General features: G+C 73.3%; 10 protein-coding genes. 4 read left to right on the plus strand and 6 right to left on the minus strand.

What is annotated here, in order from left to right; genetic code table 11:
• The first annotated feature begins 96 nt into the window (after positions 1-96).
• Entirely contained in the window at positions 97-3,741 is a 3,645-nt protein-coding gene (locus EKG83_RS17230) for an nSTAND1 domain-containing NTPase (RefSeq protein WP_051766613.1), read from the plus strand.
• A 28-nt stretch (positions 3,742-3,769) separates the two neighbouring features.
• Here the strand turns inward: EKG83_RS17230 and EKG83_RS17235 are convergent, their stop codons facing one another.
• Complete coding sequence (locus EKG83_RS17235; protein WP_153278181.1) at positions 3,770-4,219, minus strand: VOC family protein; 450 nt, start codon at positions 4,217-4,219, stop codon at positions 3,770-3,772.
• Positions 4,220-4,269: 50 nt separating this feature from the next.
• Between EKG83_RS17235 and EKG83_RS17240 the strand changes: the two genes are divergently transcribed.
• Complete coding sequence (locus EKG83_RS17240) at positions 4,270-5,196, plus strand: nitrilase-related carbon-nitrogen hydrolase (RefSeq protein ID WP_033434060.1); 927 nt, start codon at positions 4,270-4,272, stop codon at positions 5,194-5,196.
• 26 nt (positions 5,197-5,222) lie between these two features.
• Complete coding sequence (gene rraA / locus EKG83_RS17245) at positions 5,223-5,705, plus strand: ribonuclease E activity regulator RraA (RefSeq protein ID WP_033433995.1); 483 nt, start codon at positions 5,223-5,225, stop codon at positions 5,703-5,705.
• 46 nt (positions 5,706-5,751) lie between these two features.
• Here rraA and EKG83_RS17250 read toward each other — a convergent pair whose 3' ends face one another.
• From EKG83_RS17250 to EKG83_RS17270, 5 genes are all read right to left on the minus strand, one after another.
• On the minus strand, positions 5,752-7,056 hold the full coding sequence (locus EKG83_RS17250; RefSeq protein WP_033433994.1) for a pectate lyase: 1,305 nt from the start codon (positions 7,054-7,056) through the stop codon (positions 5,752-5,754).
• A gap of 29 nt (positions 7,057-7,085) precedes the next feature.
• Entirely contained in the window at positions 7,086-8,273 is a 1,188-nt protein-coding gene (locus EKG83_RS17255; RefSeq protein ID WP_033433993.1) for a right-handed parallel beta-helix repeat-containing protein, read from the minus strand.
• 241 nt (positions 8,274-8,514) lie between these two features.
• Complete coding sequence (locus EKG83_RS17260) at positions 8,515-9,873, minus strand: permease prefix domain 1-containing protein (protein ID WP_033433992.1); 1,359 nt, start codon at positions 9,871-9,873, stop codon at positions 8,515-8,517.
• Entirely contained in the window at positions 9,870-10,244 is a 375-nt protein-coding gene (locus EKG83_RS17265; protein ID WP_033433991.1) for a PadR family transcriptional regulator, read from the minus strand. The genes EKG83_RS17260 and EKG83_RS17265 overlap by 4 nt, the downstream gene beginning before the upstream one ends.
• 65 nt (positions 10,245-10,309) lie before the next feature.
• Entirely contained in the window at positions 10,310-11,209 is a 900-nt protein-coding gene (locus tag EKG83_RS17270) for an SDR family oxidoreductase (protein ID WP_033433990.1), read from the minus strand.
• 81 nt (positions 11,210-11,290) lie between these two features.
• Between EKG83_RS17270 and EKG83_RS17275 the strand changes: the two genes are divergently transcribed.
• Positions 11,291-11,845 (plus strand): TetR family transcriptional regulator, encoded by a 555-nt coding sequence (locus EKG83_RS17275; RefSeq protein ID WP_033433989.1) that lies wholly within the window; start codon positions 11,291-11,293, stop codon positions 11,843-11,845.
• The last annotated feature ends 6 nt before the right edge of the window (positions 11,846-11,851 follow it).

Consider the following 11,851-nt stretch of genomic DNA (forward strand, 5'->3'; position numbering starts at 1 on the left):
ACAACGACGACTCGACAATCGGCGATCAGCGAACGGGTGAGGGGGACCTGCGCAGTGCCACGTGCCGAACGACCGCTGGAATCCGACGGCGGTCCGTTGACCGCGTTCGCCGCCGAGTTGCGGGCACTGCGCGTGACCGCGGGCAGGCCGACCTATCGCGAGCTGGCCGGTCGCGCGCACTACTCGCCGTCCGCGTTGTCCGACGCCGCCGGTGGGCGCAAGCTGCCCAGCCTGGACCTCACGCTGGCCTACGTGCGGGCGTGCGGCGGCGACGAGGAGACCTGGCGGCGGCGCTGGCACGAGGTGGCCGATCTGCTGGTCCGCGAGGAGGCCCCGGCGCCCCCGGCACCCGAGGGGCCCGCGCCGTACGTGGGCCTGGCGGCCTTCGACACCGGCGACGCCGACCGGTTCGCCGGTCGCGAGGCGGTGGTGGACAAGCTGCTCGACCGGTTGACCCGGCAGCGGTTCCTGGCGCTGTTCGGTGCCTCCGGCGAGGGCAAGTCCTCGGTGCTGCGGGCGGGCCTGCTGCCCGCCTTCCCCGCCGGGCGCCACGTCGTGCTCACCCCCGGTCCGGACCCGTTCGAGGAGTTGGCCGTGCGCCTGGCCGGGCTGACCGGCCGCCCGGCCGCTCAGCTGGCCGCCGACTTCACCGCCTACCCGCGCGCCCTGCACCTGGTGGCCCGCGAGCTGCTGGCCGACGAGCCCGCCGGGGCCGACCTGCTCGTCGTGGTCGACCAGTTCGAGGAGGTCTTCACCCTCTGCCGCGACCACGGCACCCGGTCGGCCTTCATCGCGCTCCTGCTGACCGCCGCGCGGGCCGCCACCAGCCGGGTGCGCGTCGTGCTGGGGGTCCGGTCGGACTTCTACCCGCACTGCGCCCGGCACCCGGAGCTGGCCGAGGCGCTGGAGGACGCCCAGGTGCTGCTCGGCGTGATGACCGTCGAGGAGTTCCGCCGAGCGGTCACCCGCCCGGCGACCGCGACGGGCTGCGCCGTCGAGTCGGCACTGGTGACCCAGCTGGTCGCCGATGCCGCCACCCGCACCGGCGCGCTGCCCCTGGTCTCCCACGCGCTGCTGGAGACGTGGCGGCGTCGCCGCGGCAACACGCTCACCCTGGCCGGCTACCAGGCGGCGGGTGGCATCCGCAGCGCCCTGGCCCGCACCGCGGAGCACGTCTACACCGAGCTGCCGCCGGCCCGGCGGGAGCTGGCCCGGCAGGTCCTGCTGCGGCTCACCGCCCCGGGCGAGGGCACCGACGACACCAAGCGCCGGGTGGCCCGGGAGGAGCTGGACGCCCTCGGCGGAGAGGTGCGGCCGGTCCTCGACGCCCTGGCCGGTGCCCGGCTGGTCACCCTGACCGGCGACGAGGTCGACATCACCCACGAGGCGTTGTTCCAGGCGTGGCCGAGGCTGCGCGGCTGGCTCGACGAGGACCGCGCCGGCCTGCGCACCCAGCGCCACCTCACCGAAGCCGCCGCCGTCTGGGAGGACCTGGACCGCGACCCCGGCGCCCTGTTCCGCACCACCCGCCTCGCCGCCACCCTGGACTGGGTCGACCGCGCCCGCCCTGCCCTCACCGACCGCGAACGGGCCTTCCTCGACCACAGCGCCGCCGCCGAGGCGAGCGCCCACCGCTCGGTGCGCCTGAGGCGGCGGCTGCTGGTCGCCGCCGTGGTCGCGCTGCTGCTGGCCGCCACGGCGATAGCGGTTCCCGTGCTGCGCCAGCGCCACCTCGCCGACCAGGCCGAGCTGTCCCGGAACCTGGCCACGCGCGGCACCACCCACTGGACCGAGGCCGCGCGCAACGCCCTCGCCGCCCACGCCGCCTCCCCGACCGTCGAGGCCCGCAGCAGCCTCCTGACCGCAGCCGCGACCAGGCAGGGCGACCACCGCCGGGTCCCGCTCGTCGCCCAGTGGGGAGCCGGGACCGCCATCAGCCCCGACGGGAGCCGCATCGCGATCCTGGGCGAGGAAGAGGTCGTGCTCCTGGCAACCGACACCCTGGAGCGCGTCAAGGGGTTCCCGGTGAGCGGATCACCGGACGCGGTCGACGACGTCCGGTTCACCTCCGACGGGCAGTCCCTCGTGGTGTCCGAGGCACCCGATCGCGTCACACTGCTGCGCCTGCCCGACGGCGAGCGCGTGCACCGCGTGGAGGTCGACTCCGACGGAGGGGCGGCTTTCGCGACCAGCCCCGACGGCCGCACCCTGGCCGTGGCGAGGGCCGGCCGCACCACGACGCTGTGGGACACCGCGGCCGGTGAGCGCACCGGTGAGCTCGAAGTCGTGAGCGACGGCTACACACCGCCCGCCTTCACCGACGACAACCGCACCCTCGCCGTGGTCACCCCCACCGGTGAGGTAGAGCTGTGGGACCTGACGAGCCGTGCCCGCACGGCGAGCCTGCCCGCGGGGCGGGGGGTCACCGCATTGGACTTCACGCCCGCCGGCGACTTCCTCGCCATCGGGGGCGAGCACGGGGAAGTGGTCCTGTGGGACGTGGCCGGGCGAACCAGGATCGCGGTCGCGGCCCGCCACGCGGGCGGTACGTACGGCGTCGCCTTCAGCCCGGACGGCAGGCTCCTGGCCTCCGGCGGCGCGGACGGCCGCCTCGCCCTGTGGGACGTGGCCAACCGCGCACCACTGCCCGACGTGCCGGTCGACGACCCGCCGCGCGACGACCTGCCCGACCTGTCGGGCGTGTGGGAACCGGAGTTCGCCCAGGACGGCACGCTCATCGCGTCGAGCACCAGCGCCCTGTTCGCCTGGACGGCCGACCAGCTCCCCACCTCGGCCGGGAGCGACATCACCGACCTGCGGTTCGACGGCCTCGGCACGCTGCGCGCGTTCCAGGACACCGGCACGCTCACCACCTGGCACACCGGCTCGGGACTGCGGCGAGCCGACTCGCTGGACCTCGTCGAGGACAACGCCGGTGGCTGGTTCAGCCCCGACGGCAAGCGCCTGGTCCTGAGTTCACCGGGCAGGCCCGTCACCGTCCAGGCCACCGGCGGTGGCGCACCGGTGCGGCTCTCCGTCCCCGGCTGGCCCCCCTCCGCCGTGCGCACGCGCATCGCGGCCTTCGCGGACGACGGCCGCCACGTCCTGGGGGTCAACGACGCGAACCTGCCCACCGTGATCTGGGACGTCGACCGCCCGGACGCGGTCACCGACGTGATGCCGCAGCAGGGCGGCAACCAGTTCACCGGTGCCGCGTTCCTGCCGGGCGCCACACGGGCCGCGCTGGCCGAGATCACCAGCCAGGTCACGATCGTGGACGTGGGGACCGGGGAACCGGTCGCGCGGCTGCGGGGCCACCGCAGACCCGTCATGGCGATCGCGCCCACCCCCGACGGCAAGCTCCTCGCCACCACCGGCATCGACTCCGAGGTCATCCTCTGGGACACCACCACGTGGCAGGAGGTCGGTCGCCTCACCGGGCACACCTCCGAGGTGTGGCGAGCCGCGATCAGCCCGGACGGCACGCTGCTCGCCACCGGCGCCGTCGACGGCACGATCACCCTGTGGGAGCTGAACAGCCGCTCCCGCTGGGCCACCCTCTCGGGGCGGCCGGGCCCGGTGACCGCCCTGGCCTGGAGCCCCGACGGCAGGACCCTCGCCACCGCCGGGGCCGACAGCACCATCACCCTGTGGCACACCGACCCCGACACCGCGGTCAGGCAGCTGTGCCACGAGATCACCGACCTCGGGAACGACGCGCCGCCGAACTGCCCGCGCTGATCGCGCCGCCCGGATCGCGACGGACCGGTCAGGCCACGAACACGCAGAACGGGTGCCCGGCCGGGTCGGCGTACACGTACAGCGGTTCCTCCGGGTCGTCGCTGCGGTCGCGCAGCAGCCGCCCGCCCAGCTCCAGCACGCGCCGGTGCTGCACCTCCAGCTCCTCGACCGACGCCACGGTCAGGTCCAGGTGCGACTGCTGCGGCACCGGACCTTCCGGCCAGGTCGCCGCGGGCAGCTCGGCCACCTGCTGGAACGCCAGTTGGGGCACGCCCTCGGCGGTCCTGAGCACCAGCCAGTCGTCCGCACCCCCACCCGGCTCGTCACCCGGCCGGTAGACCAGGCCCAGCAGTTGCCGGTAGAACTCGGCCACCGCCCTGGTGTCGGTGCAGTCGAGCACCACCTGCCGCAACCTCGGCACGCCCTCGGCACCCGTCACGTCGAACCACCCCCGGGAAAAATCGCTCTTCGAGATCATTCTGGGGTCGGAGGCGGCCGCGCACATCTCGGGGACCTACCGTGCACACCATGGACGTCGACGAGAGCCGCGTGGCGGTGGCCGTGGTGCAGGCCGGGGCCCGCCTGTTCGACACGCCCGCGAACCTGGACAAGGCCGTGCACCTGGTCCGGGAGGCGGCCGGGCGGGGCGCGGAGGTGGTCGTGCTGCCCGAGGCGTTCCTCGGCGGCTACCCCAAGGGCCTGGACTTCGGGGTGACCGTCGGCAGCCGCAGCCCGGAGGGGCGCGAGCTGTTCCGCCGCTACCACGACTCGGCCATCGCCGTGCCGGGGCCGGAGACGCGGGTGCTGGCCGAACTGACCCGCGAGCTGGGCTGCCACCTGGTGACCGGCGCGGTCGAGCGGTGCGGTGGCACGCTGTACTGCGTCGCGCTGTTCTTCGGCCCCGACGGCTACCTGGGCCTGCACCGCAAGGTGATGCCGACCGCGGCCGAGCGGTTCATCTGGGGCCAGGGCGACGGCTCGACCATGCCCGTCGTCGAAGCCGGCGCGGCCCGGCTCGGCGCGGCGATCTGCTGGGAGAACTACATGCCGCTGTTCCGCACCGCGATGTACGCCAAGGGCGTCGACCTGTGGTGCGCGCCCACGGTGGACGACCGCGACAACTGGCAGGCCACCATGCGGCACGTCGCCCTGGAGGGGCGCTGCTTCGTGCTCGCCGCGAGCCAGTACCTGCTGCGCGCCGACCTGCCCGCCGACGTGCACCCGGTGCAGGGCGAGGACCCCGGTACCGTCCTGATCGGCGGCGGCAGCGTGATCGTCTCCCCGCTCGGCGAGGTCCTGGCCGGGCCGCTGCGGGGTGCCGAGGGCGTGCTGACCGCGGAACTGGACCTGCTCGACCTGGCCCGCGCCCGCTTCGACTTCGACCCCGTCGGCCACTACTCGCGGCCCGACCTGTTCACCTTGCAGGTGGACGAGACGCCCCGGACCCGGTGCTGAGCGCACCCGAGCCACCAAGGAGGACGATGTCCACGCCCGCCCCGACCCCCACCGCCGACCTCTACGACGAGCACGGCGAGTCGATCCAGTCCTGCGACACGCAGTTCCGGCAGTTCGGCGGCCGCGCGGCGTTCCGCGGCACGATCGCCACCGTGCGCTGCTTCGAGGACAACGCCCTGCTCAAGTCGGTGCTCTCCGAACCGGGCCGCGGCCGGGTGCTCGTCGTCGACGGTGGGGGATCGGTCCACAAGGCCCTGCTCGGGGACGTCATCGGCGGCATCGCCGCGGCCAACGGCTGGGCCGGCGTGGTGATCAACGGCGCGGTCCGGGACGTCGCGGCCCTGCGGGAGCTCGACCTCGGCGTGAAGGCGCTGGGCTCCAACCCGCGCAAGAGCACCAAGGCAGGCTCCGGCGAGCGGGACGTGCCGGTCGAGTTCGGCAACGCCGTCTTCACGCCGGGTGACGAGCTGCACAGCGACGAGGACGGCATCGTCGTCGTCCCGCGCTGAACCGCGGCGGGGGCCGTCGGACCGCGGTCCGACGGCCCCCGGCCGGTCACTTGTAGGTGATGTCGGACGACGAGTAGAAGCAGTTCACGCCGTCGGCACCGGAACCGATCTTGGTCGGCTCGCTGCCCTTGGGCACGCCCTTGTACTTGTCGCAGATCGAGGCGCTGCCGTAGACGGTGATGCGGGAGAAGCGGGCGGTGTCGCCCCAGTTGGTGTTGATGCCCGCCAGCACCTTGGTGCTGCGGACCGTGACGCCGTCCATGACCACGTGGCGCTGGTAGGAGGTGGCGCAGTTGCCGCAGGCGCGGTAGAGCTTGCCGACGCCGTTGGTCTGGAAGTTGCGGATGGTGACGGTGCCCGCGCCGTTGTGCTGGAACACCTTGTCCGAGGCCGACTTCGCGCCGCCGCCGTCGACCAGGTAGCGGGCCGAGGAGCTGGGGGACTTGAACGTGGCCGCGTCCTCGCCCACGTCGTTCCACCACACGTTGCGGATGGTGCAGGAGCCCTCGCAGTGGATGCCGTCGCCCGCCGGCGCGTCGATGATCACGTTCTCGATCGTGCCGCCGTCGGCCACCACGAACATCGGGTCCTGGCTCTCGCCCTGGCCGCCGTCACCGATGCCGTAGTAGCTCTTCAACCCGCCGTTGAAGTAGGAGCCCACGTTCATGGTGTCGGTCAGCTTCACGCTGCCGGTCGCGGTGGGCCACGGGCCGCTGCCGTCGCCGCCGCCCGGCTGCTGCGACGTCGTGGTGGTGGTCGTCGTGGTCCGGGTCGTGCTGGTGGTGCTGGTGGTGGTCGATCCGCCGTCGGCCGGGGTCAGGGTCCACTGCTTGGTGGCGGCGCTGTCGCAGGAGTTGATCTGGACGCCCGCGCCGGCCGAGGTGGAGTTGTCCTTGGTGTTCATGCACTTGTCGGCGTTGACGTTGACCACGCGGTAGTTGCTCCCGCTCGCGGTCAGCGCCCAGGTCTGGCCGGCGGCACCCGTGCAGGACTGCTGCTGGATCGCCTTGCCCGCGCTGGTCGAGCCGTCCTGGACGCCGACGCACAGGCCGCTGCCCGCGGGGGTGATCCGGAAGCCGCCGCCGACCTCGGACAGCACCCACCGCTGGCTGCCGCACGCCGCCTGCTGGAGCTGCACGCCCGAGGCGGTGCTCGCGTTCGGCACGGTCAGGCACAGCCCGCTGCCCGCGTTCTTCAGCGTGTACGTCCCCGCGCCGACCGCCGCGCTCGCGGTGGGCGCGTTCACCCAGGCCGTGAGGGTGGCCGCACCCACCGCGGCGACGGCCGCGGCCACCAGGCCCAGGCGCCACCGCGCGGTGCGCGTGGGTGAAGAACGGTCCATTGTGCTCATGAGAACTCCACTTCGCTGTGCAGTGTCCATCAGATCCGGGCGCCGAGGCCGGGACGGTCGCGTGGTTCGAGGAACCGGGAGGTGCGGATGGTGCCGGCCGCGTCGCGCGGGCCGGTGATCGTGGCGGCGTCGGTGCTGACCAGGTCCGCGTCGCCCCAGGAGGACTTGATGTCCCACGAGTTGCCCGAGCCGGTGGAGGTGCCCGACGAGACCGGGGTGGCGTTGCCGACCGCGAGGTTGCCGGTCGGGGTGGACGCGGAGCGGTTGACCGTGAAGCCGGTCTTGGCGTTCTTCCAGGCGGTGTTGCGGGTCAGCACCAGGCGGCCCGGGTTGCCGTTGTCGGTGTAGCCGTGCGCGGCGTTGCGGAAGGCCATGGTGTTGACCAGCACGTGGTCGGCCGCCGGGGCGGGTGAGCCGCCGCCGAGCTTGAAGCCGTTGCCGTCGCCGGAGAAGTCGGGCAGGTTCCAGCGGTTGTAGCCGTTGCCGTAGGCGATGGTGTTCTCGACGCGGATCGGCGAGGTGAACAGCCAGGCGTCGAAGCCGTCGTCGACGTTGTTCCACAGGCGGGCGCCCCGCACGACGTTGCCGGTGCCCGACCCCTCCTTGACGGCCAGGCCGTCGGCGCTCTCGCCGTTCTTGCGCGGGTCGCGGTTGTGGTGGCTGTCCAGGTTCAGGATCAGGTTGCCCGCCGAGGGGCCCTGGAGCTGGAAACCGCTTTCATAGTTGTCCCGCGTGACCAGCCGCTCGTAGACGTTGTTGTTGCAGCCGTCGCAGTACCAGCCGTACGGGCCGCGGGTGATCTCCAGGCCCGAGACGTGCCACCACGACGAGCCCTCCTGGTGGAACGCGCCCCGCTCGGCGCGCGGGATGCCGCCACCCACCGGCGTGTGGCTCGCCGGCAGCGCTTCGCCGTCCACGACGACGCGCTCACCGGCGTAGTTGGCCAGCCGGATCGGTCGGCCCGGCTCGCCGCTCTTGCGGATCTGCACGTTGGCGGTCAACGCGTGGGTGCCGCCGCGCAGCAGGATCGACGTGCCCGGCCGCGCCAGGTCCACCGCCTGCTGGATGGACTTGAGGGGGCGGTCGACCGTGCCGGGGTTGCCGTCGTCTCCGTTGGGTGCCACCACCAGGACGGGGTCGGCCGCGGAATGGGCGGCCGGCGTGAACGCCAGTGCGGCCAAAAGCGCGGCGGAGAACACTCCCAGGCGCAAACGCATGCGTCGCCTCCTTGCGAGCAGGGTTGTGCGGCGGAGGCCCCAGGGGAGGCTGACCAGGGGAAGTGCCAGGTCAGGACCTATCCGGGAACGCTCCCAGCCAGAGTTGCGCAACCAGGCCCGGGAGGCAAGAAATTTCACATTCATGAATGGCCGCGCAATTCACCGCGAACGGCCCGTCAATTCACGTACATGAATTCCCGCCGGTGCCGCCGATCAGGGCCGCACCGGCGGGACCGGCGGTTCAGAGGTAGCCGAACAGCGGGGGGAAGACCAGCGCCACCACCCACGCCCACCCGGCGTACACCGGCAGGTAGGAGGTCTGCCAGCGCTCCAGCGCCGCGAACGGCGCGCGGCGGCGGACCAGGCCCAGCACCAGCCAGGCCGACCAGGCCAGGTTGGCCAGCAGGATGACGTTCTCGCCGAGCGCCGCGGCCTTGTTGGGCGTGGTGCCGTACTCGGTGATGCGCCCGGTGACCTCCAGCAGCACCAGCACGTCGATCGCCAGCGCGCTCACCACCAGGGCGAGCTGGAGCTTGTCGAACAGGCCGGGCGGCGCCAGCGGGTCGCGGGCCGAGGTCGAGTACAGCAGCAGGCCGAGCACCACGACCAGCAGCAGGTCGAACAGGATCAGCGCCTCCCGCTCGACGTCGATGCCGTCGCCGGTCAGCCCGAAGGTGACCAGGAAACCCAGCATCACCGCGGTGAACAGCGGGGTGAACAGTCGCGTGAGGACCGGCGCGATGTTCTCCACCACGCTCTGCTTGGCCTCCACCAGCCACCCGGCCACCACCACCGCGGCCACCGCCCCGCACGGCACGAGCCACCGGCTGACGAAGCCCTCCGGGGAGATCCCGATGGCCGTGAAGGTGCCGACCGTGAACGCGGTCAGCACCCCGCCGCCCAAAGCGATGAGGACGTAGTAGACGAACCACTCGCCGGTGAAGCGGACGAAGTCCATGCGCCGGCGCGGCGAGCGCAGGTCGTCGGACACGTAGGCCAGGCCGACCGCGAACCACAGCGCGATGACGAGGTGGATCGCGGTCAGCACCACCGACTGGGAGTCCTCGGCCAGCGGGTAGGCGTTGGCCGCCACGGCGCCGAGCGCGAACAACCCCACCAGCACGCCGACCACCGCGCGTGCCGCGCCGCGGCGCCAGGCCAGGAAACCCGCCAGCCACGGCAGCGCGAACAGGGCGGCGTTGGGCGCGTAGAACGCGCCGTCCCGGTCGAGGGTCAGGCCGAACAGCTCGGGCACCTTGACCGACACCGCCGCGCCCAGCGCGCACAGCACCATCACCGGCAGGTCGCGCCGCGAGCGGGTGCCCGCCCCGGCGCCGTCGGCGGTGCCGGTCAGCACCAACTGCTTCCACAGCCGCTCCGAGTGCTCCCGGGCGAACTCGCGGGACAGGTCGTCCAGGCTGCCCATGCGCTTGACCGCGACCAGGAACGCCTCGTCGGCGTGGAGGCCGACCTCGACGAGCGCGTCGACCGAGCCCCGGAGGTGGTCCTCCAACTCCTCCACGTCGGCCGGCCGCAGCTCCCGCCGCCCCTCCAGGTACCGGCGCCACTGGGCGAACTGCGCCTCCAGGTCGTCGGTCATGCTCGGCCGCCCAGCGGGAGCGCGATCAGCGGCCTGGAACCGTCGGAACCGGGCCAGATCCCCTTGAGCGCGCCCACGACCGTCTCCCACTGGCGGCGCTGCTCGGCCAGCTCGGCCCGGCCGCCGTCGGTGATGCGGTAGTACTTGCGCCGCCGCTCCCCGGCGACCGACTGCCAGCTCGACTCCACGTGGCCGAGGCGTTCGAGCCGGTGCAGCAGCGGGTAGAGCAGCCCCTCGGTCCAGTCCAGCTCACCGCCGGAGAGTTCGTTGATCCGCTTGAGGATGGCGTAGCCGTAGCTGTCCTCCTCGGCCAGGATGCCCAGCACCATCGGGGTCGCCGAGGCGGCCACGAGGTCCTTGGTGACTTTCACGCGACACTCCTACCTAGAAGTTCTAGGCATAGTAGTGCTAGGTGTCGCGCCGCGGCAAGGAGCCGTCACCCCGGCAGCGGGTAGGCCCCGGCGGCGATGTCCTCGAACAGCGTCGGCCCCGTCGGCACCCAGTCGAGCAGCCGCCGGGTGTGGGTGCTCGACGCGGCGACGTCCGCGCCGAAGAAGTGCCCGATCCAGCCGAAGTGGGCCTCGGCGTCCTCCGGTGCGACCGACACCGTCGACAGGCCCAGGTGCTCGCCGAGGGCGGCGGCGATGTCGCGGGAGGCCAGGCCCTCCTCGGCCACCGCGTGCAGCCGCGCGCCCGCCGGGGCCTGCTCCAGCGCGAGCCGGACCAGTCGCGCGGCGTCGGAGCGGTGCACGGCGGCCCAGCGGGTCGAGCCGTCGCCGACGTAGCCGACCGCGCCGCGCTCCTTGGCGATCCTGGTCAGGACCGAGACGAAGCCGGGGTCGCCCATGCCGTGCACGGTGGGGGAGAAGCGCAGCGCCACCGGGCGCACGCCCCGGTCGGCGTAGGCCAGGGCGAGGTTCTCGCTGCCGCCGCGCGGCGAGTCGGGGCCGTGGTGCGGTGAGGCGTCATCCTCGCCCGCCGGCCGCCCGCCGGCCAACCCGGCCAGCCCGGAGGCGAGCAGGAACGGCCGGCCGCTGTCCTGGAGCACGTCGAGCACCCGCCTGACGACGGCGTGCTCGGTGCGGCCGGCGCCGGCGTAGTCGGTGAAGTCGTGCTTGAAGGCGAGGTGGACGACGCCGTCCGCGGCGTCGGCCGCCGAGGCGAGGTCGTCGGGGTCGTCGAGGCTGCCGCGGTGGGGGGTGGCGCCCTTGGCGGCGAGGGCGTCGGCCGCCTCCGCGGAGCGGACGAGGCCGACGACCTCGTGGCCGTGGGCGAGCAGTTCGTCGGTGACGGCCGAGCCGATCCAGCCGGAGGCGCCGGTGACGAAGACGCGCATGGTGGGGGTTCCTCTCATGACAGTGACTGACATCGACCGTAGCACGGCATGTCAGTAGCTGTCATCACTACACTTCCCGGCATGGGACGCTGGGAGCCGGACGCGCGCGGGCGGATGACCCGCGCCGCGCTGGAGCTGTTCGCCGAGCGCGGCTTCGAGCAGACCACCGCCTGCGACATCGCCGAGCGCGCCGGCGTCACCGAGCGCACCTTCTTCCGGCACTTCGCCGACAAGCGCGAGGTCCTGTTCGACGGCTCGGAGTCCCTGGTGCGGACGGCGCGCGAGGCGATCCTCGCCGCACCCGACCTCCCGCCGTTCGACGCGGCGCTGGTCGGCGTCGTCGCCGCGACCGACCTGCTGGAGGGGCACCGGGAGCACGCCGCGCATCGCGCCCGGATCATCGAGGCCAACCCGGGCCTGCGCGAGCGCGAACTGCTCAAGATCGCGGCCCTGGCCGACCTGACGACCGAGGCGCTGCGCACGCGCGGCGTCGCCGAGCCCGCCGCCGCCCTCGCCGCCCACAGCGCGGTGGCGGTCTTCCAGGTCGCGTTCGCGCGGTGGGTCGCGGAGGAGCAGCGGGCCGACCTCGCCACCTGCGTCGCGGAGACCGCGGCGGCGCTGCGCGCTCTGGTGTGACGGCGC

It is taken from the genome of Saccharothrix syringae (assembly GCF_009498035.1).
GTDB classification, from domain to species: Bacteria; Actinomycetota; Actinomycetes; order Mycobacteriales; family Pseudonocardiaceae; genus Actinosynnema; species Actinosynnema syringae.